The sequence below is a fragment of the Motiliproteus coralliicola genome, from assembly GCF_003345655.1.
In the GTDB taxonomy this organism is placed as follows: Bacteria; Pseudomonadota; Gammaproteobacteria; order Pseudomonadales; family Balneatricaceae; genus Motiliproteus; species Motiliproteus coralliicola.
In genome coordinates this window covers 148,167-169,677 of record NZ_QQOH01000002.1, presented here as the reverse complement: position 1 = coordinate 169,677, position 21,511 = coordinate 148,167, and the positions used below count along the sequence as shown (strand labels likewise).

The 21,511-nt window shown below is 57.5% G+C and carries 16 protein-coding genes; 9 read left to right on the top strand and 7 right to left on the bottom strand.

Translation table 11 applies throughout. The annotated features are described in order from the left end of the window. Window positions 1-2: 2 nt before the first annotated feature. On the bottom strand, window positions 3-3,011 hold the full coding sequence (locus DV711_RS07600; RefSeq protein ID WP_114695086.1) for an EAL domain-containing protein: 3,009 nt from the start codon (window positions 3,009-3,011) through the stop codon (window positions 3-5). Between the two features lie 161 nt (window positions 3,012-3,172). Further along, window positions 3,173-4,669: a DUF2235 domain-containing protein gene (locus DV711_RS07595; protein ID WP_165840037.1), complete on the bottom strand. Its 1,497-nt coding sequence runs from the start codon at window positions 4,667-4,669 to the stop codon at window positions 3,173-3,175. 338 nt (window positions 4,670-5,007) lie between these two features. On the opposite strand from DV711_RS07595, the gene DV711_RS07590 reads away from it, so the two are divergent. After that, a complete protein-coding gene (locus tag DV711_RS07590) occupies window positions 5,008-7,515 on the top strand; it encodes an EAL domain-containing protein (protein ID WP_114695084.1) in 2,508 nt (835 codons plus the stop codon). 13 nt (window positions 7,516-7,528) lie between these two features. Here DV711_RS07590 and DV711_RS07585 read toward each other — a convergent pair whose 3' ends face one another. After that, window positions 7,529-8,440 carry a LysR family transcriptional regulator gene (locus DV711_RS07585; RefSeq protein ID WP_114695083.1) on the bottom strand — a complete coding sequence of 304 codons (912 nt, stop codon included), beginning with the start codon at window positions 8,438-8,440 and terminating at the stop codon, window positions 7,529-7,531. A 167-nt stretch (window positions 8,441-8,607) separates the two neighbouring features. Here DV711_RS07585 and DV711_RS07580 point away from each other — a divergent pair, with 167 nt between their 5' ends. The 5 genes from DV711_RS07580 to DV711_RS07560 all read left to right on the top strand — a co-directional run bounded on the left by DV711_RS07580 (window position 8,608) and on the right by DV711_RS07560 (window position 12,460). Next, window positions 8,608-9,330: an SDR family oxidoreductase gene (locus tag DV711_RS07580; RefSeq protein ID WP_114695082.1), complete on the top strand. Its 723-nt coding sequence runs from the start codon at window positions 8,608-8,610 to the stop codon at window positions 9,328-9,330. Between the two features lie 437 nt (window positions 9,331-9,767). Continuing rightward, window positions 9,768-10,160, top strand: a complete 393-nt coding sequence (locus DV711_RS07575; RefSeq protein WP_114695081.1) for an EAL domain-containing protein — start codon at window positions 9,768-9,770, stop codon at window positions 10,158-10,160. Window positions 10,161-10,168: 8 nt separating this feature from the next. Then, entirely contained in the window at window positions 10,169-11,098 is a 930-nt protein-coding gene (locus DV711_RS07570) for a LysR family transcriptional regulator (protein WP_114695080.1), read from the top strand. A gap of 78 nt (window positions 11,099-11,176) precedes the next feature. Next, entirely contained in the window at window positions 11,177-11,785 is a 609-nt protein-coding gene (locus DV711_RS07565) for a LysE family translocator (RefSeq protein WP_114695079.1), read from the top strand. A gap of 465 nt (window positions 11,786-12,250) precedes the next feature. Beyond that, entirely contained in the window at window positions 12,251-12,460 is a 210-nt protein-coding gene (locus tag DV711_RS07560) for a cold-shock protein (RefSeq protein WP_114695078.1), read from the top strand. A gap of 682 nt (window positions 12,461-13,142) precedes the next feature. Here the strand turns inward: DV711_RS07560 and gcvA are convergent. After that, window positions 13,143-14,036, bottom strand: a complete 894-nt coding sequence (gcvA, locus tag DV711_RS07555; RefSeq protein ID WP_114695077.1) for a transcriptional regulator GcvA — start codon at window positions 14,034-14,036, stop codon at window positions 13,143-13,145. A gap of 191 nt (window positions 14,037-14,227) precedes the next feature. On the opposite strand from gcvA, the gene DV711_RS07550 reads away from it, so the two are divergent. The 3 genes from DV711_RS07550 to DV711_RS07540 are packed head-to-tail and all read left to right on the top strand — an operon-like array spanning window position 14,228 to window position 18,252. Then, a complete protein-coding gene (locus tag DV711_RS07550) occupies window positions 14,228-15,475 on the top strand; it encodes a GGDEF domain-containing protein (RefSeq protein WP_114695076.1) in 1,248 nt (415 codons plus the stop codon). Next, window positions 15,468-17,516 carry a bifunctional tRNA (5-methylaminomethyl-2-thiouridine)(34)-methyltransferase MnmC2/FAD-dependent 5-carboxymethylaminomethyl-2-thiouridine(34) oxidoreductase MnmC1 gene (gene mnmC, locus DV711_RS07545; RefSeq protein WP_114695075.1) on the top strand — a complete coding sequence of 683 codons (2,049 nt, stop codon included), beginning with the start codon at window positions 15,468-15,470 and terminating at the stop codon, window positions 17,514-17,516. The genes DV711_RS07550 and mnmC overlap by 8 nt, the downstream gene beginning before the upstream one ends. A 46-nt stretch (window positions 17,517-17,562) precedes the next feature. Continuing rightward, on the top strand, window positions 17,563-18,252 hold the full coding sequence (locus DV711_RS07540; protein ID WP_114695074.1) for a CBS domain-containing protein: 690 nt from the start codon (window positions 17,563-17,565) through the stop codon (window positions 18,250-18,252). Window positions 18,253-18,331: 79 nt separating this feature from the next. Here the strand turns inward: DV711_RS07540 and DV711_RS07535 are convergent, their stop codons facing one another. The 3 genes from DV711_RS07535 to ligA all read right to left on the bottom strand — a co-directional run bounded on the left by DV711_RS07535 (window position 18,332) and on the right by ligA (window position 21,479). Beyond that, entirely contained in the window at window positions 18,332-19,057 is a 726-nt protein-coding gene (locus tag DV711_RS07535) for a DUF4126 domain-containing protein (RefSeq protein WP_114695073.1), read from the bottom strand. Window positions 19,058-19,179: 122 nt separating this feature from the next. Next, on the bottom strand, window positions 19,180-19,434 hold the full coding sequence (locus DV711_RS07530) for a YheU family protein (protein ID WP_114695072.1): 255 nt from the start codon (window positions 19,432-19,434) through the stop codon (window positions 19,180-19,182). Next, window positions 19,434-21,479 (bottom strand): NAD-dependent DNA ligase LigA, encoded by a 2,046-nt coding sequence (gene ligA, locus DV711_RS07525; RefSeq protein WP_114695071.1) that lies wholly within the window; start codon window positions 21,477-21,479, stop codon window positions 19,434-19,436. The genes DV711_RS07530 and ligA overlap by 1 nt, the downstream gene beginning before the upstream one ends. Window positions 21,480-21,511: the final 32 nt, after the last annotated feature.

The following is a 21,511-nucleotide window of genomic DNA, read 5'->3' as shown; positions in this document are numbered from 1 at the left end:
AGCTAAACCTTAGAGTCTGGCTCCAGCCAGGTGGCGGCGAACTGGTCGGCCGGAAGTGGGCGACTGTAGAAATAGCCTTGGGCGAAATCGCAGTCGATCTGGCGGAGCAACTGCTGCTGCTGCTCGGTTTCGACCCCTTCGGCGATCACCTTGATCCCCAGGGTATGGGCCATCGCGATGATCGCCTGACAGAGAACCCGGTCATGACTGGTGGGACTCAGGTTGCTGACAAAGCTCTTATCGATCTTCAGGTAATCAATATCAAATTGCTTCAAGTACGCCAACGATGAGTAACCGGTGCCGAAGTCATCCAGCGACACCTCCACCCCGTTATCGCGGAACATCAGCAGCTTTTGCAGAATAGTTTGATCCGGCTCCATCAACAGCCCTTCGGTGATCTCAACGCAGAGCCGGGCCGGATCCAGGCCTTGGGCCAGAATATCCTCGAACCACTCCGGTTTGCAGCAGTGGTCATCCAGATATTGTGCCGGGCTGGTGTTGACCGACACCTGCAGCTCCACCTGATATGTCCGCGCCCAGGCTTCGGACTGCCGGGCCACTTCGGTAAACACCCAGTTGCCGATTTCGACGATCAAACCGGTCTCCTCGGCCAGCGGGATAAACTGTAACGGGGAAATCTGGCCGTCCGGATGGTTCCAGCGCAACAGCGCTTCGGCTTTACGTATGCCTCCGCAGCTCAAATCGATAATCGGCTGGTAGTAAACCTCCAACTGTTGGCGCTGAATCGCCTCACGCAACTGTTCCAGGGTTCGACGGCGAGTCTGTGCCAGCACTTCCATCTCCGGAGTAAAGTAATGAAACCGATTCCGCCCCTTTCCCTTGGCGGCGTACATCGCCTGATCGGCGTTCTTCAGCAATACCTCCTCAGAGTTGGCATCATCGGGATAGAAGGTGATACCGATGCTTGCCGTCACATAGGAGCGATGATCCAACAGGGAGTATGGCTCGCTCATCTGACGAAGAATGTTTTTGGCAATGCGCTCAATCGCAGCGATATCGGCAACGTTGTCCAGCAACAGCAGGAACTCGTCACCACCTAGACGAGCCACGGTATCGGTCTCGCGGACACAGCCGGCCAGCCGCTTAGCCGCATCCTGCAGCAACAAGTCGCCGTAGGCGTGCCCCAGGGTGTCGTTGACCTCCTTGAAATGGTCCAGATCGATCATCATCACCGCAATTCGACCGCCATCGCGTCCAGATCGTTTCATCATCTGGTCGAGCCGGTCACTGAAAGTTCGCCGGTTTGGCAGTTGCGTCAGCGGGTCAAAATGGGCCAGATGCTTTAACTCAGCGTGGGCTTTCTTCTGCTCAATCAGGCTGATATCGATACAGTACATCTCCTTACCGGTGGCCTCGGATCCCAGCAGCACGTGGCTGGAATAGACAGGCACCAGGCTGCCGTCCTTGTGCTGCAGCTCCAGTTCCGCCGCGGGGATCGCCTGGCCATTATCCACCCAGGCTCGATGCGCCCTGATAACGTCCTCGCGCATCGTGGTTGGAATAATCAGCTCGCTGAGTTTCTTGCCGAACACTTCGTCCTGTGAAAAGCCGTAGAGCCGTTCACTGGCATCGTTCCAATAGGTGACCTGCAGCTGTTCGTCATAGCCCTGAACCGCGATGGCCGGCAGGCTGTCGATCAGTTCTCGAAAACGATGCTCGCTCTCCAGGATCAGCATCTCCGCCTTTTTCTTCTCGGTGATGTCCAGCATCAATCCACGCATTACCACCGGGCGACCATCCTCGACCACCAGGTTGACCATATCCCTGATCCAGAGCATCTGACCGTCGGCGTGGACAAAGCGGTACTCAAATTCATGATCGAGCAGCTTCGAGGTTTGAGTCCGGCAATATCCTACGGCCCGATCACGATCCTCTGGGTGGATATTTCGGTGCCAGAAATTCGGCTGCAGCCACTCTTCGACCGAATACCCCAGAATACGAACGGCATTTTCACTGATGTAGGTGAAGTTTTCGGTCTCGACATCGGCTTCCCAGACCATCGCATCGGTGGTTTCCACCAGATTCTTGAAACGCTGCTGGCTCAAGCGCTGAGCAGCCTCCGATTTTCGCAGCCGGTAGTTCCAGTAGGCAAAAACTGCTAACAGGGCCAGACCTAGTACGACCCCGATAACGATCTTCTCCAGCGGCACGCCATCCGGTAGTTCCAGTCCCTGCCAACGCTGATAGATCGCGTTACGCTCCGCCTCACTGATACTGGCCATCGCCGTGGCGATAATCCCGGCTAGCTCGGTATATTCTTTGTAGACACCGATGCGGAAGTCGCTCTGGTAGTCGGTATGGCCGGAGAAGGCAAGATTCAGGATACCGGCCTTTTTCATCACTAAACTGGCGGCGTTCGCATCACCGACAAAGGCGTCTGCTCGCCCGTTGGAGACAAGCTCCAGCGCTTGCTGAAGGCTGGGGGTGTTGACGATATCGATGCTCGGGTAATCGCGCTTGACCAGTTCGCTGGTGAAGTGGCCCTTGTGGATCGCGACAGTCCGGCCTTTGAGTATATCCAGAGTGCCCAGGTATCCCTGCGATTGCTTACTGATGATCACCGCCGCACTAGAGAGATAAGGATCACTGAACAACAGAAAATCTTCCCGTTCCGGCGTCTTGACCAAACAGGACATCAGGTGGAAGGCACCGCCTTTGGCGGCCTTGAGCACTTCGGACCAGGACTGACCGGTATCGACCAGCGGTACGATCTCGACCCCGAGGCGCTGTTCAAGCAACCGGATATAGTCGGCCGCCATGCCGGTATAGTGGCCGCTTTCATCGATCCACTCGTAGGGGGAGAAACTTCGATCGACACCGAGTTTTAACACTGGGTGCTGCTCAAGCCAGGCGATCTGCTGCGCCGTTAAATTCTGATCGCGCCAGACCGAAAGCTCCTGCGAAGCCCGGGCGCTATCAATAAGAAAGGGGAACAAAACAGAGGAACCAAGCAGGGCCAGGAACAACACCAAGCTGCGACTTGCGAACATCCTTTTCTCCAATAATCCTACGCCGGTCCAACTCAAGGATTGGCTCGTCAGTGCCTATAAATCAGCATAGTCCGAAATCCAACGCTGGACAGCGCAGAGCTGGGAAAAAATCGGATCCTTCCGTGACAACATTCCCTGCCCCTAAACGGTTTGTTCTACCCTTACGAAAGCGGCTCAACCTTTAGGGTGACGTACCCCCGATTATTGCCGTAAAACCCCCAGGCATCATTGGCAAAACAGTACAGATAGCCGGAGCGGGCGACCTGAATCTGAGCCTGCTCTCCGATCTGGAACAGGTGCAGCGGGTCATGGGTACCATCAACCCCAGGATTGCCCCCATCGGCGATGGCTCCCATCAGGCAAAACCAGTCGGCATCCTCTACCCGCTTGGTGCCGAAAAAATTGGCCTGCCGATTGCCAAACAGCTTCTTAAAGCCGCTCTCAAACAACCCGGTTATCTTCCCGGCCACATGGAAGATCTCCCCCTTATGAAACTCGCCATCCGAGGTGCCCTTGGGTGATGCGGGGACAGACGCATCCATCCACTCGCCGGTGGCGGTTAAGCGATAGCGATGCCCCGCCTCTAAAAAGATTCCGGTCCAGTTCCACGGGTGTTTGGCATAGATATCGACCTCGATCGGCTGGCCGTTAAACGCACGTGTCTGTAGATAACGGCCCTGATCGATCGGTGCACTGTTGCGCCGTTCAAGCACGGAGGGGTGGATATCCGCCTGTTCATGATCAAGGTCGGGTATGCTGCGTGGGGCACTAAGCAAGGCTTTCATGGCGCCGACATGGGAGTCATGCTCCAGTCCCTGCGGATCGGGTTTAACCTGCGCCAGCATCGAGCCATTCAGCTTCAGCCCCTGCGCCATTGCCTCCTCCGCCATCCATTGCAGCGCACCATCCGACAGCCCGGTTTCCTTATAGCCGCCACCGACATCCGAATGCACCCCGGGGAACCACAGCTGCTTCAAGCTTCCATCGGTTCGATGGCTCTGCCACAGGGTCGGAGTAAAACTGCCGCGCTTCTCATTCAACGCCACGGCATGGCGGGCCTGGCCGATGTGTTCACCCAGGGTCACATCATGAAACTGGTATTTGTTCGGATCATCGAAAATATTCAGCAACGACTTATCGTTGGGTATCCCCAGAGCCCCGACGGTGTCCCAAACCCCGACAAACGCCACGGACTGGGAATCGGGGTGAAACTCAATCGGGTGATCGAGCGGCTCACCTTTACGGTAGCCCTGGTAGTAGACCCGTTTGACCAACGCATCACGAGCCTCGTTCGGATGCTGGTGGAAGTCGATCAATCCGAATTTACCGATCATCCCGGCCAGGCTTCGGGCGGTGAAGGCACCGCGACTGAAACCGAAAATATAGAGCTGGTCTCCGTGCTGATACTTATCCGAGAGCCATTGATAACAGTCACGAATATCTTCTCCCAATCCATAACCGACCATCCCGCCTATCACCTTGTCGACCAACCCTCCGGTGCCGACGCCGGATTGGTAGCGACTCAACTGTCTGGGGTTGTCGCTATCAAGATTGATCGCTTCAAACAGCTTGCGGACATTGGTCGGTGCAGGAACGTCGTCATCCTCATTGTTCGGATCGTTCCAAGTTCCGTCACAGCATACGATTAGACTCCTCATAGGGGCCTCTCTCGTCTTACTCTGTACTCCCCCGTTGCAGGCACAACGATTACAGCTGAAGGGAATGGTGATTCCATTAGACCCACTGCATATCTGATAGTAGATCATGCCTCTGAAGATTGCGGCCCAGCCCGTCATCAACAGGGAATGACTCCCTGGCAATCGATAGAGATAAATAACTTAGTGATAATTGCTCAATTCCGACAAAAAAATTAAGTTATTGATGATTTCTTGACCTCAGTAATGTACGTTGCCGCACCAATGGCGATAGCCTTCACCGATCTATCATCCCCCACTGTGGCCATGGGGAACGCCTCAGGAAGAGTACGCGGAAGTTCATGAACCTAAGACCATCCAAACCGATCGCCTCAATCGTGCAGCAACAGATCGTCAGCTGCGATCCGGACACCAGCCTGTTGGCGGTTTCCCGACTGATGCGCGAATGTCGCTGCAGCTCGGTCCTGATCAGTGCCGATGGACAACCACTGGGAATCTGGACCGAAAGCGATGCGATGAAGCTCGACTTCCAGAACCCTTCGGTGGTTGACAGCCCGATCAGTCGTTGGATGAGCGCCCCGGTACAGACGATCAAGGCTTCGGTGAGCATGGATGAAGCCGCCCACTACTTTAAAGGGCACGGCATCCGCCACTTGCTGGTTACCGATGATCAGAACGAGCCGGTCGGTATCCTGTCGCAAAGCGACCTGGTCCGGCATCAGGACACCGAGTACTTCCTGCACATGAACGAGGTGCAGTCGATCCTACCCGCATCCGCGCCGCTGCAGATCAGCCAGAGCGAACAACTGGCGACCGCGGTCACCACGATGCGCGACCATCAGTCCGACTGCATCGTCATCACCGAACAGCAGCAGCCGGTGGGGCTGTTGACCGAGCGCGACCTGGTCAGGCTGATTGCCGAAGACAAGATGGGCAACGCGCTGAGCGAGGAGATCAGCAAACCGCTGATCTGCATCCCGGCCAACATGACCTTGCTTTCAGCCCGTTCGCTGATGGACCGGCGCAATATCCGACACCTCGGTGTCACCGATCTGGATGGAAGCCTGATTGGCTTGATCTCATTCGCCGATATCCTCTCCAACATCGAGCAAGCCTACGCCAACCGGCTCCGAGAGGCACTGACCAGCCAGGCGGCCGATCTGGCCCGGAGCGAACACGATCTCAATATGGCCCATGCGCTGATCGATGCCTCCATGGATGGAATCATGGTCACCGACGAGCAGGGCATCATCCAGTCGGTCAATCCCGCCTTCACCATCCTGACCGGCTACTCCGAAAACGAAGCGCTGGGGCAAAACGCCAGTCTGATCAGTTCCGGTAAGCAGTCACCGGAGTTTTACCGGGAGATGTGGAAACAGATCCACCGCACCGGCACCTGGCAGGGAGAGATCTGGAACCGACGCAAGAGCGGCGAGCTGTTCCCCGAATGGCTGACCATCACCGCGATCCATGACGCCCAGCACAACCGGACCCTGTACGCTGGGATCTTCAGCGATATCACCGAGCGCAAGAAGTCCGAAGAGATCATCGAGAACCTGGCCTACTACGACCCGCTAACCCGACTTCCCAATCGTCAGCTGCTGTTCGACCGTGTTGATGTAGCCCTAGCCACCGCCAAGCGGGATGGCAACCGCTTGGCGCTGATCTGTATCGATCTGGACCACTTCAAGCGGATCAATGATTCCCTGGGGCACTCAGCCGGCGATCAGGTTTTGAGCGAGGTCTCCAAGCGCCTACAGGGCTGCATCCGTGCCGGCGATACCATCTCCCGGGTCGGCGGTGACGAACTGATTCTGCTGCTCACCGAGCTGGACAGCGACGATGCCGCTCGCCGGATCGCTCAAAGCGCCATCGAAGCCCTGAAGCAGCCAGTTCGGGTGGAAGGCCACGAGCTCTACATCAGTGCCAGCATGGGTTGTAGCATCTACCCCCAGGACGGTCGTGACCGAGATACCCTGCTGAAAAACGCCGACATCGCGATGTATCGGACCAAACAGGCCGGCCGTAACGGCTTTCAGCTCTACTGCGCCGACATGAACGAGCGCTCGATGCGGCAACTGAAGCTGGAGAACCGGCTCCGTATCGCCCTCTCCGAGCAGGCGTTTACGCTCCATTACCAGCCCAAGATCGATATCCAACGTGGAGAAATGATCGGGGTTGAAGCCCTGTTACGCTGGCAAGATCCGGAACTGGGCTCGATTCCGCCGGATGAATTCATCCCGCTGGCCGAAGAGCTCGGCCTGATCGGTGATATCGGCGTCTGGGTTATCAATCAGGCTTGCCGCCAGTGCCGCCACTGGCTGGACGAAGGCAACCGCGAGCTGAAGATCAGCATCAACGTCTCGCCCCAGCAACTACTGCGGCGGGATCTGACGGCGGATATCAGCCAAGCACTACAACAGGCTTCGATTCCGGCCCGGCTGCTGGATCTGGAGATCACCGAAAGCTGCCTGATCGAAGACGCTGATGCCGTCGCCGACACACTGCATCAATTACGCGACCAGGGTGCCAGTATCTCGATGGATGACTTCGGCACCGGTTACTCCAGTCTCAGCCTGCTCAAGCGGATTCCGCTCGATAACCTGAAGATCGACCGCAGTTTTGTCGATGGAATCGGTCAGGACAAGAACGATGCCGAGCTGGTCTCCACCATCATCCTGATGGCCCATAATCTCGGGCTGAAAGTGATCGCCGAAGGCGTTGAAACCCCACAGCAGCTGGATTATCTGGCTTCGCTGAACTGCGACCAGGTACAGGGGTACTATTTCAGCAAACCGCAGCCGGCCACAGAAATCCCGGCGTTGCAGCATCGAGATCAGTGGCGCTGATCACTCGCCGCTCTCAGCCAGAATTGGGCTGCAGCAACGCCTGATAGCGGGACTCGAAATTCGCCACCAGCCAGTCCATCAGTGCCTTGACCCGCTGCAGCTGGTAGCGAGCCGGTGGACAAACCAGCGACAGCTCGGTGGCATGGTTCCAATCCGGCAGCACCTCCATCAGCGATCCGTCATCCAGAGCCCGCTGGACATAGAGATCGGCCAACCGCGCCACCCCCAGCCCGGCCTTGGCCGCCTGCAGCATTGCCCGGCCATTGGCGACCTTGAAGCTCTGTTTGATCGGCAGCATCACCCGCTCCTGCTGCTTCACAAACAACCACTCGGTGACGCTGCCGCAGATCAACGGCAGCTCCCGTAACTGTTCCGGATGGTCGATCTCACCCCGAGCCTCAATAAAGTCGGGACTGGCAACATAGCGGGTTCGAATCCGATACAGGCGACGCGCCACCAGGCTGGAGTCGGGCAGGTCCCCCATCCGCATCACCAAATCCACAGGATCGTTAAGCAGATCGACCCGGTGGCTGGAGAAATCCAACTCCACATTGACCTCTGGGTGACGCTGCAGAAATTCGATCACCAGAGGAGCAATCAGCTCTTCACCGATCAAGCCGCCTACCGCATTCATCCGGATCGGCCCCTGCAGCGCCTGATTGGCCTGAACCGCCCAGGCCTGGGCACTCTCCAACTGATCCACTCCCTGCTGGCATAGCGCCTGAAAACCACGGCCTACATCGGTCAGCCGCAGGCTGCGGGTGGTCCGATGCAGCAGCTGTACACCCAGGCTCTTCTCCAGCGCGGAAATATGCTGGCTGAGACTGGCCTTGGACACCCCACTGGCTTCCGAGGCGGCGGTAAAGCTGCCATGACTGGCCACTGCCAGGAAAGCGCGGACACCGTTCCAATAGCTACTGTTCATCAGCCTTAATACCCATTAATCAGATCCAGACTCCAGTACATGTTTAGATAATCTTAACAATGTTTTCATATTCAACATATTTATCAAACCATCGATCATTCCGACAATAGCCTCATCGACTGCCACAACGCAGTCAATCAAAAACTATTGATTCAGGAGTCATCCCCATGTCGAAGCCACTTATCGTGATCACCGGTGCCAGTTCCGGTATCGGCGCCGCCATCGCCCGTCATTTTAGTGCTGCCGGCCACCCGTTGTTACTGCTGGCCCGTCGGCTTGAGCAGATCGAGGCGCTGCAACTGCCTAACAGCCTCTGCCGTCAGGTCGATGTCTGCGATCCGACCGCCTTCAGCCAGGCTATTGAAGAGGCCGAGCAGGCCTATGGTCCGGTGGATGGGCTGATCAACAACGCCGGTTGTATGCTGCTGGGCCAGCTCGATGAGCAGTCGCCGGCCGAATGGCAGCAGATGTTCGATGTGAATGTGATGGGCGTTCTGAACGGAATTCGCGCGGTACTGCCGGCCATGAAAGCGCGCCGAGGCGGTACCATCATCAACGTCAGCTCAATCGCCGGACGTAAGACCTTCCCCAACCACGCGGCCTACTGCGGCACCAAATTCGCTGTCCATGCCATGGGGGAAAATCTGCGCGAAGAGGTGGCCGATTCCGACGTGCGAGTGGTGACCATCGCCCCCGGTGCGGTGGAGACTGAACTGCTGTCCCACACCAGCTCCGAGCAGATCATCAATGACTATCAGGCCTGGAAGCAGAGCATGGGGGGCGCCATTGCCGCCGACGATGTCGCCGCCGCCACCCTGTTTGCCTACAGCCAGCCGCAGAATGTTTGCATCCGTGAGCTGGTGATCGCACCGACCCGACAACAGCCGTAAGCTCGACTCGAATGTGAGCCGTTTCATGTTGAGACCATTCAACTAGAGTCGACGTTGATCGCCGCGTTGTCCATACGCGGCGTATCAATTCAATCCACCACCAACTCCTGCACCGCTCCACAACAGACTCCGATCTCAAACCGCATACGGCAACATCAAACCCAGCCACTGAACAACAAAGATTGCAGCAACCTAGCTGAAGAAACATTAGAACTAGTGCCTGCCCCTGTCGGTAAATGAACAACTAGACAGACTGATAAGCTCTCTTGCGCCTCAAACTAAGTCTTTCCTTATAACCTTTTGTTGTACGTGGTATATCAATATGGACTCATGTCGCCGATAATCGGCTCGATAGCCCCCACAGAGGGACTCGGCTAGACAGGTGCGCCCGGCAACGCAAGCTGACCTATCATCGCACCGCGAGTGAGTGGCATTCGATGTACAAGAACCTGACTCTCAATGACATTATGACCGCACCGGTCATTACCATTGAACAGACCCACTTCGTCGACGACGGCATCGCGATCATGCGCGAAAAGCGGATCAGCTCGCTGGTTGTCATCGATCAACAGGTTCCTATCGACAAACTGAAAATCGATCAGTCGTTTGTCCGAGACCTGCCCTATGACAACCACAGCAATGCCATCGCCCAGGCCATCGTGGCGTTGGGAAAAAGTCTGGAGTTGACGGTTATCGCCGAAGGGGTTGAAACCCCCGCCCAGGCGGAGTTCCTGTCCAGTATCGGTTGTGAACAGGCCCAGGGCTTCCTCTACGCCAGGCCCTGCCCCGCCGAAGATCTCGTTCCAGCTTTCAGTAAGGCATTGAACTAGGAATCACGTTGGAGCGTCTGAACCTCAATCTTCTCCGGGCTCTGGCCACCCTGCTGGAGGAGAAAAACGTCACCCAGGCATCCGTGCGCCTGCACCTGACCCAATCGGCCATGAGTCGGCAACTGGGGCAGCTGAGGGACTATTTCGACGACCCGCTGTTGATTCGCGAAGGCAACAGCTATCACCTCAGCGCCCGTGCGATCGAGCTTCTTCCCCGGGTGCAAAGCATCCTCAGCCAAGCCGATGCGCTACGCCAACAGAGCCACTTCGATCCGGCCAGCTGCGACCGTCAGTTCAGCTTCGCCTGTACCGATTATGTGGCCCAGTTCATCTTTCCCAACATCCTCAACCGGCTGCAGCAGCAAGCGCCCGGAATTAGCTTCAGCTACGAACTCTGGAAGCCCCAGAGCCTGGGACGGCTCGGGCAGCTGCCGTTGGATTTCGTCTCCACCACCATCTCGACCCTGCCGGCCAATCTACAAAGCATCTTTTTGGGTAAAGACCAGCCGGTCTGCCTGATGGCAGCAACCCACCCCCTGGCGTCTGAAGCCAAGCCCTCCCTCGACGCGCTCTTGGCGTACCCGTTTGTACGGGTTAACAGCGGTGGAGATAAAGACTCCTTCTTCGACCGGACACTGGAAAGCCAGGGGCTGAGCCGGCAGATTCTGTTCGAGGTACCGTTCTTTTCGGCCGCGTTTCAGGTGGTGGCACAGGGCCAATCACTGATGGTCCTTCCGGCCCACATTGCCAGAAACGCCGCTAACAGCCTACCCCTGAGCTATTGCGAACTGCCTATGCCCCTGCCGGAGCATCACTACCATCTCTGTTGGCACCTGAAACACGATCAGGATCCGGCCCACCGCTGGGTACGCGACTGCATCGCCGACGAGATTCGAGCCTCGATGTACTCCCCACAGGACTATGATTTGAAATCATAAGCACTAGATAAAAGCATCATTTTAAGAATAACGATATCTTCTCTACACTTGCGTCATCACTGAAATCTGGATCACGCTATGACTCTCACCGTATGGCTTTCACTCGTCGCAATCTGCTGCCTGGGCGCCATGTCGCCCGGCCCAAGCCTGGTGGTGGTACTGCGTCATAGCCTCGGCAACGGTCGCAGCCACGGGATCCTGACCTCCATTTGCCACGGTACCGGTGTGGCGATCTGGGCGGTGCTGACCATCTGGGGACTGGGTCTACTGGTGACCGAAACGCCACTGCTCTATACCGCCCTGACCTATGCCGGTGCCGGTTATCTGGCCTGGATGGGAGTCAAAGCATTACGCGCCAAACAAAACAGCGCCTTGCAGGTTGAAGGGAAAAAATCGGCCCTGGCCGAAGCGGCAAGGGATGGAATCATGATCTCGCTGTTGAACCCGAAACTGGCGATCTTCTTTCTCGCCCTGTTCTCCCAGTTCGTCACCGCCGATCAGAGCACGACCGATCAGTTGATCATGATCGCGACGGTCTTTTCCATCGATACGCTCTGGTACATCATCGTGGCGCTGATCATCTCTCATCCACGCGTGCTGCGCAGCCTGGAGAAACGTGCCACCACCATCAATCGAGCTACTGGACTGGTGTTGATCGGCTTGGCGCTGAGAGTGGTAACGCTCTAAGACAAAGCAACGGCAAGCCTGAACCAGATCGACTGCATTGAATGAGGGGAAACCGGAAAGCTCAACGACACTGGTGCCTGATCAGAATAATTCTGGGCACAGCTTGCTAATAAGGAACCAACAAAGAGAACCCACCCTGGCCAGCACCAACGATAATCACAGGGGTCGTCCGCCATGAAAATCATAGATTTAGCCTGTAAAGCCGCGGCTGAACTATCCAGAAAAACCTCGGACTAAGCAGCCACTATTGACGGCTGCCGATCCGCTATTAAAAATAAAAGATCGACAAGCAACCTTGTTGCCTGTATGGTTTCCGGCAGCTAGAAAAAAGCCTTTCGATTTACATTCTACAGCCGCTGTCTTATTCGTAATTCTTCGTCCTGCAGTTTCTAAGTTCCAGTCTATATTTCCAAGCTATTCGAGCCTTATCAAGGCACAACTCTATATAAAATTCAGGATATTATTATGTCTAATACAACGACCGGAACCGTTAAGTGGTTCAACGAAGAAAAAGGCTTTGGCTTTATCGAGCAGGAGTCTGGCCCGGACGTTTTTGCTCATTTCAGCGCTATTGCCGGTGATGGCTTCAAGACTCTGACCGAAGGACAGCGTGTCCAGTTTGCTGTGACTCAAGGCCAGAAAGGTCTGCAAGCAGAGAACATCGTGGCACTGTAAGTCTGAATCGATGTATTCGATTCGACGCTGGAGAGCATGGATCAGCCATGCTCTCTACTGAAAACACTGCCTTTCCATCCCTAACCCTATTTTTCTGTCTATTTCCTTCCCGCTTTTATTTCGTAAGTCCTCCGTAAATTTATAAATAACAGTGATATAGCCTGTATCGTCAGGAACTATGGATAGATATCAATAAAAGGAGTTTCCATTTATGTTGAAAAATCTAAATGAAAACCTATGCGTATCTCGCTTTTCAAACAAAGAAGCTGATAAGTGGATCTGCTATGAACCCTCTACGACTTGCTCTCATTCTAAACGCCGGACATGGAAGCGTTTGACGGGACTATTGTCCCAACAAGAAATGTGTCGCTATCTAGAGAAAAACCACCCTTGCAGCGAAATTACCGACAACTACCAATCAATCTCTTCACGCCCCTAATAGCGCTGTCGCTGAGCCGCTAATCTCGCCATTTATTCAAGAGGCTCATAAATAGCGAGTTAGTCGATATCGAAAAGTAGTTCTTCGCTAAGCCAGGTTGTTGTCATCCTTCTTGCCCTCATTCCGCCTACAGTAGCCCCTTAGAAGCTGTTGCGCTTTCAGGGTTATCTGATGAAGCCGTCGGGAGCAAACCGGAGACGGATTTTGTCCGCCACCCGCTGGATTGAGGGTACAGCCAGGGTATTAGCCCCCGTTTGGCTGCAGCTGTTCCAGAATCCAATCCCGAAAAGCCTTGCCGGCATAACTGAGCGGACGGTCTTGTGGATAGACCAGATAGAAGGCGCTATGGGTGTCCAGGCCGATATCGAACGGCACCACCAGATCGCCCCGCGCCAGCTCCTTATCGACAAGCTGCCGATCCGCCAGCGCGATACCCAGGCCCTCCATCGCCGCCCCGGTGGCCAGCGAGGTGCTGGAGAAACGCAGATCCTTGCCAAAGTCATTGAAATCGATGCCGACCGCCTTGAGCCACATCCGCCACTCCTCCATCCGGGTGGCCACATGAATCAGGGTATGCTCGCGCATATCTTCGGGGCTCTGCAGCGGCTTGCTACGCTTGAGCAGTTCGGGGCTACAGACCGGCACCACCGACATCCCCATCAGCAGATGAGCCTCGACATCCTTCCACTCGCCGCGCCCATAGCGTACCGACATGTCGATATCGGTCTGGTGGAAGTCCAGATTGGCGTTGGAGGCGCTCATCCGCAGCTCCACATCCGGGTATTGGTCCTGGAAATCCGACAGCCGCGGCATCAACCAGCGGGTCAGGAACGCCGGCGCCACACTCAATGTCACGGCTCCGGAGTTGGGGTTGCTCATCAGTCGGCGGGTGGCACTGTCGATCTGATCCAACGCCTGTTGAATCGTCGGCAGGTACTTCTCCCCGGCAGCGGTCAGCTCCACCTTGCGTCGATTACGATGGAATAGCGGCAGTTCCAGGTATTGTTCCAACGACTTGATCTGGTGACTGATCGCCGAAGGAGTCACATAGAGTTCATCCGCAGCGGAGTTAAAACTCAGGTGACGCGCGGCGGCCTCAAAGGCGCGCAGGGCATTCAATGGCGGTAAGCGTCGGATAGTGGCTCTCCAGGATCAAATCGGCAAAGCCCTATGATCCGGTATTCGCTCCAACTTGACCAGCCTCAAGCACAACGTCGGTCCAGGGCAAATAGAATAATCCCCAGCTTTGGTGCACAATGATCAGCCAATACAGCCGATCTGGCTGCTCCTACAATTTGAACGAATACTGAGCGCAAGGTTGCTCGCCCATGGATAATCAAAGTAGTAATCCACAGGCCCAGGTTGACCAGCCCGACGCCGTCGAACGCCGTGCATCGACCAGTAGCTATTCTGAGCTGCAGGCCACTAACGACCCTGCCTACCCGACTAAGAAACAGGCCTTTATTCAGCGTCTTAAGCAGGCCTATCTGTTTGATCTGCTGCGTGCGCGGCCGCATTCGAAACACTTTCGCCATACCCGCGCCCAATATATCAACGGCCGGGTTCGACCGATCGCGCTGCTGCTGGCGCTGCTGATTCCGGCCTGGATCGCCGTCGACGCGCTGTTTCTATCCGGCAGCGAACTGAAGACCATCTCCGTGCTGCGGATCACCTGTGGCGCTCTGTTCCTGCTGTTATGCCTTTGGAGCAGCGCCAATCACAGCCTGTTGGTGGCTCGTATCAAACTGACCCTGCTGGTGGTGATCCCCTCCGGCTTCCACACAGCGGCCCAGTTTGTATTGCTGGGCAACGGTCACGACAGCCTGCCGGCGGGATACCACTTCTTCCCATTTATGATTATCGGGCTGGGCGGTATTTTCCCACTGACGATCTTTGAAGGGGCCTTGCTGGCCGGTTTTGTGGTGGGACTCTATATTCTCAACCACCTGATTCTGGGTGATCTGTTCAGCTACTCCAGCCTCAACGACATCTGGCTGCTGACCCTGTTGGCCGGCATCGCCGGCTGGGCCGCGCTGACCCAGTTGAGCATGATGATGCGGCTCTACCGCCAGGCCCACCGGGATTCGCTGACCGGGTTGGCGAACCGTGGCTCGATCGTCGGCTTCCTCAACCGTGAGGCCCAAAGCGCCCGCGAACAGGGCAGCCCGCTCAGCGTGATCTTGATGGACCTGGATAAGTTCAAGCGGATCAACGATACCTATGGCCACGCGGTCGGAGACGAGGTGTTGATCAACGTCTCCCAACTGCTGATCAAGACCTCCCGGGCGGAGGACTTTGTCGGTCGCTACGGGGGCGAGGAGTTCCTGATGGTGCTCAGCGGCACCGACGCCGAAACCGCCCTTAAGATCGCCCATCGGCTGCGAAGCGCCTGTGACCAACAACACATCAAGCTATTGGACGAGCAGCTGCTCAGCTACAGCACCAGTGCCGGTGTCGCCGAATTAAAAGCCGACGAAACCGTCGAGCAGATGATGAAGCGGGTCGATGACGCGCTCTATCAGGCCAAGGGTGCCGGTCGAAACTGTATCGTGGTTGCCGACGACAGCGATGGCTAAGCGGGACACCAACAACCACGCCACAGGACAGGCGGAAACCGCCCGGTTGCTTTGGGACGAGCAGGGCCAACCCTTGGCGCAAGCGTTCGAAGACTTCTACTTCTCCCGTGCCAGCGGCTTGGAAGAGAGCCGCTATGTGTTTGTCCAGCATAACGATCTACCTCAGCGCTTCGAACAGTTGCCCGCTGACGCCGCCTTTACCGTCGCCGAAACCGGTTTCGGTACCGGCCTGACTTTTCTCAGTTGCTGGCACTGCTGGCGACAGCAAGCACCGGCAACCGCCCGGCTGCACTTTATTTCGGTCGAACGCCATCCACTGAATCCGGATGATCTGACCAGGGCGCTGGCGCTGTGGCCACAACTGGACAGCCTGGCCCAGGCGCTGATCAAACAGTACCCACCGGCCTGTAACGGCTACCACCGCCTCAGTTTCGATCAGGGCCGGGTACAATTGACACTGCTTTACGGTGAGGCCAGCGATGCCTTCAGTCGCCTGGATGCCGAGGTCGACGCCTGGTTTCTGGATGGCTTCTCACCGGCCAAGAACCCCGAGATGTGGAGCGACGCGCTGTTCGCCCAACTGGCTCGCCTGAGCCGTACGGGCACCAGTTTCAGTACCTTTACTGCAGCGAGTGATGTCCGACGAGGGCTGGAACAGGTAGGTTTCAGGATAGAAAAGGCCAAAGGTTTCGGCCTCAAACGGGAGATGATCCGCGGGCGCTATGAAGTCCCGGTCAACAACAGCAGCGAGCCAGACCAAGCCCCGGTACCAGGCCCCAACACCGCCCGGTCACGGCCCTGGTTTGATCGCCCGCAACCCTGTGCCGACAACCCGCAGCGGGTACTGGTGATCGGCGCCGGTATTGCTGGTGCATCCACTGCCTTCGCGCTGGCCGAGCGCGGTTGCCGGGTCAGCCTCTATGAGCGCGGCGCGGCTCCAGGCTGCGGTGCTTCGGGCAACCCCCAAGGGGTACTTTATGCCAAGCTGCCGGCGCAACCGACCTACCACAGCCGCATCCATCTAAGCGGCTACCTGCACAGCCTGCGTCTGCTGCATCGGCTGGCGCAGCCCGGTGAGGATTGGGCTCCGTGCGGGGTGATTCAGCTGGCACTCAACGACAAGGAACAGACTAAGCAACAGGCTTTACTGCAGGGCGCTAACTACCCCAAAACGCTGGTAACCGGTCTGAATCAAGCCCAAGCCAGCGAACAGGCCGGCCTCCCACTAGCGGCGGGCGGATTGCTGTTCCCTGAAGCCGGCTGGGTCAGCCCGGCTCGCCTCTGTGCCCGGTTGCTGCAGCATCCCAATATCGATTGCCACTTTAACCAACCGATCGAACAGATCCGTTTTGAACAGCAAAGCCGGTCTTGGCAGCTGTTCCAGAATGGGCAGCTGCTGGATCAAAGCCAACAGCTGGTGGTCTGTACCGCCCACGAAGCCAACCAGTTGGAGCCGTTAACCGAGTTGCCGCTGAAGCCGATCCGCGGCCAAACCACATCACTCCCTCAAATCGAAGCGAGCGCCTCACTGAAAAGCGTTGTCTGCGCCAACGGTTATATCTCGCCCCCGAAAAACGGCCGCTACTGCTTCGGTGCCAGTTTTGACCTGCACGACCAGAGTCCCGAGCTGAGATCCCAGGATCACCGGCTCAATCTGGCCCATGTAGAAGAGATCAGCCCACTGCTGGGACAACAGTTGGGACATCAGCTGGAGCAGGCCCTGGGGCGGGTCGGTTTCCGCTGCGCAGCCCCCGACTACCTGCCGATCGTCGGAGCTGTTCCCGACCGAGCAGCCTATCTGCACAACTATCGCCAGCTCAGCCGCGATGCCAAGGCCGAAATCGACACGCCACCGGTCCACCTGCCCGGCCTGTTCGTCAACCTGGCACACGGCTCCAAAGGCATGATCACCGCGCCGTTGGCCGGTTCTCTGCTGGCAGACTTGATCCTGAATCAGCCCCTGGGACTGGAGCGAGAATTGCTCGAAACGTTGAATCCCGCCCGCTTCCTGATAAAGAAAGTAATAAAAGGGGCGATATAAGGTCTAAGAGCTTAACTACACTTCGAAAAGCAGAGGTGAATACACGATGGCGTTGGTGGTCTACGATCAAGGAGTCCGGATACAAACTCCGGTATCGTCTTTGCTCCCCCCCAAGGGAGTCGAGGCCACCACCGAGCCGGCCCGTTCCCGCGAGCTACCCTCTTCCGGTGATCAAGCGTTGCCGCCGAAAACCCAACACCCGCCTCAGATGCCGACCGGTCAACCCAATATCAGCCTGGAGCAGCGACTGAACTCCAGCCGTGCCCAGCAAGCCTACCAGCAGACTCAGCGACTCAACCGCCGCGCCAGCGACCACAAGAAACCAACCCAGGTTTCCCAGATCATGACCTCGCCGGTGTTCACCATCCCGGTGGGAGCCACCGTGCAGCAGGCCTATCAGCAGTTCCAGTCCCACAATATCCACCACCTGGCGGTGGTCGATGCCCGGGGTGCCTGCCACGGCGTTGTGTCTGAGTACGTCCTGCTACGCCGCACCAGCCTGCTGAATCCGATTGGCCCGATCAGCGATGGCCTCACCATCGACGGCACCTACCCGGCCCAACTGATCGCCGCCACCCCGGACACCCCGATAACCCAGGTCGCCATCACCTTCCTGAAGAGCCGGCTCAGCTCGATGCCGGTGATCAATGAAACCGGAGCCTTGCTCGGCATCGTCACCCATACCGATCTGGTCCATATGGTGGCCAACGAGGCAGCCCGCGAACGCTGGATCTGACTCACTCGGTTTACCACTAAAAAGGCCCCTTCTCGGGGCCTTTGTGATTGTCTTTAGCGAACGATTCTCGTGCTAAGCACTAGTCTTTGGAACGATCACCGCCCAGACTGGGCCCCGGATTGGCATCCACCCCAGCGCGACCGGCAGCCGCCGCTGCGGTTGCCTCGATCGAATCCCCTCGGGAACTGGCTGGCTCCTTGTCGGCGCCGAACAATCGCAACAGGAAGCGGAACACCCGGCGAATACCGCGCCAGATCTTCGGTAACAGCCACACCAGCAGCACGATAAAGAGTACCAGCAGCCCCAAAAACCAGTAGGGGTGGTTCAACGCGGCCCAAACCCCACCGATCACGGCTACGTCCTCACCTACCGAGGCGCCCCAGTTACTAAACGGCTCCGGCGAGGTATTGATCATCACCCGCCCCCCGGCCTTCAGCGCATGACTACTGGCCGCCAAACCACCGCCGACCAACGCCGCAGCAACTTCCACCGGAATGGCAACCTCGCCCACGGCCGCCGCCGCCAGCGCGGCACCGGCCGGAATCCGTACAAAGGTATGAATGGTGTCCCAACCGGTATCGACCCCGGGCACCTTATCGGCGAAAAACTCCACCGCGTACATCAACCCGGCCGCCATCAGCACCAACGGATCACCCACGACCTGAAGCTCAGGCGGCAGGTCGATATGCCCCATGTTGGACAATACCCCCAGCGTCAGCAGCGTGGCGTATAGATTGATACCACTGGCCCAGCCGACCCCCATGGTCAGCGCCAGCGTTGCGATAATCTGGTCAAGATGTTCCATAAAAACCTCGAATCAGAACCTTACTAAGAGCCTAATCGCAACTGACTGAACCCGCCATGAATCATCCGGCAGGGTACGGACCAGTGCGACTACACCCTGGTCTAAACCCTTGAAATAAAAGGTTAGGCTTCGTTGTCGGGATCGAACTGCTGCTCACTCCAGCGACGGTACTGCTGGCGGGTCATCAGGGTGCAACTCTGCATATAGCTGTCGAAGCAGATCACCACATCGCCAGCCTGCAATTGCTGCCGAACCTGATCCACCTTGTCCGCCAACGAGTAATTGACGTCGCCGTAGTCGGTACCCTCGCGGGTGACGAACTCTTCCAGTAAGCCCTGCAGCGCGTCGGCACTGAGTTGATCGTGGGGGATCTGCATCAGGACTCCAGTGCCAGCAGTTCGAGCAGGGCCGACTCATCCAGCACATCGATCCCTAGCGCCTGAGCCTTGGCCAGTTTGGAACCGGCTTTCTCACCGGCGATCAAGGCATCGGTCTTGCCGGTGGGAGCACCGGTGGTGACCTTGGCACCCAGCGCCTCGAGCCGGGCCTTGGCTTCCGGACGCGCCATGGCCGAGAACTTACCGGTAATCGCATAGCTCTTACCGGCCAGCGGCTGTTCGGAAGGCTGCGGCGCTTCGATGGCCGGCCAGTTAAGCCCGGCCTCGACCAAGGCATCGATCGTTTCGATATTATGGGGCTGTCGCAGGAACAGGGCCAGGTGCTGAGCGACCACGGGGCCGACATCGTCGACCTGCTGCAGCGCCTCTTCATCGGCGTCGCGGATCGCCTCCAGGGTTTGGAAATGGCGCGCCAGGGACGCCGCGGTCGCCTCCCCGACTTCGCGGATCCCCAGACTGTAGAGAAAGCGCGGCAGCGTGGTCTGCTTGCTGGCCTCAATGGCACGCAGCAGCTTTTCGGCCGACTTATCGCCCATGCGTTCCAGTCCGGCGACGCGGGGATGTTCGAGTCGATAGAGATCGGCCAACTGTTCGACCTGGCCGTTGTCCACCAACGCTTCGACCAGCTTATCCCCCAGGCCGTCGATATCCATCGCCTTACGCGAGGCGTAGTGTTTTATCGCCTCTTTGCGCTGGGCCGAGCAGCTGACGCCACCGCTGCAACGGGCGGCAGCTTCATCCTCGCCGCGCTCCACTTCGGAACCGCAGACCGGGCAATGGCTCGGCAGCTGCACAGTTTTAGTATTCGGCGGGCGGCGTTCCAGCACCGCGCGAGCCACCTGTGGAATCACATCACCGGCACGGCGAACCACCACCCAGTCACCGACCCGCACATCAAGTCGCTCGATCTCGTCCATGTTGTGCAGGGTTGCATTGCTGACGGTCACGCCACCGACAAACACCGGCTCTAGGCGTGCCACCGGGGTTACCGCCCCGGTTCGTCCAACCTGGAAGTCGACCCCAACCAGCCGGGTGATCTCCTCCTGGGCCGGGAATTTTCGTGCGATCGCCCAGCGCGGCGCCCGGGCCACAAAACCGAGCTGCTGTTGCAGGCTGCGATCGTTGACCTTGTAGACGATACCGTCGATCTCGTATCCCAGTTGGTCGCGCTTCTGCGACAGCTGCTGGTAATAGTCGATGCAGGCCTCAATCCCCGCCAAGCTGGCCATCTCCGGGTTGATCGGCAAGCCCCATTCGCGCAACTGCTTCAGCAGTTCGGTATGGTGGGAATTCAGCTCGACCGGATTGCCATCCCCATCTTCGACCAAGCCGTAGCCGTAGGCACAGAAGGTTAATGGCCGGGTGGCGGTGATCGACGAATCGAGTTGACGCAGACTGCCGGCAGCGGCATTGCGGGGGTTTACAAAGGTTTTCTGATCACTGTCACGCATCCGCTGGTTGAGTTGATCAAATCCCGCTTTTGGCATGTAGATTTCACCGCGCACTTCCAGTCGCTGCGGCCAGCCTTGGCCGCGTAGTTTCAGCGGAATCGCGCCGATGGTGCGGACATTGAGGCTGATATCTTCGCCGGTGGAGCCGTCGCCGCGGGTCGCGCCACGTACCAGCTTGCCCTGCTGGTACAGCAAGCTGACGGCAATCCCATCGAGCTTGGGCTCGGCGCCGTATTCAATCACGGCATCATCATCCAGCTTCAAGCGATCGCGAACCCGGCGATCAAAATCGATCAGCGCCTGGTCATCAAAGGCGTTATCGAGCGACAGCATCGGTACTTCATGCTGCACCTGAGAAAATGCCGACAACGGGGTGGCTCCGACCCGCTGGGTCGGCGAGTCAGCACTCACCAACTCCGGGTGGGACTGCTCCAATGCCTGCAGCTGCTGGAACAGCCGGTCATACTCGGCATCGGGGACCGACGGGTTGTCTTCGACGTAGTAACGGTAGTTGTGGGCTTCAAGCTCGGCGCGCAACGACGCCAGTTGCTGCTCGACAGTCTGATCGGTCATCTGGAGCCTGTTAAGAGGGTGAATGCCAAAGC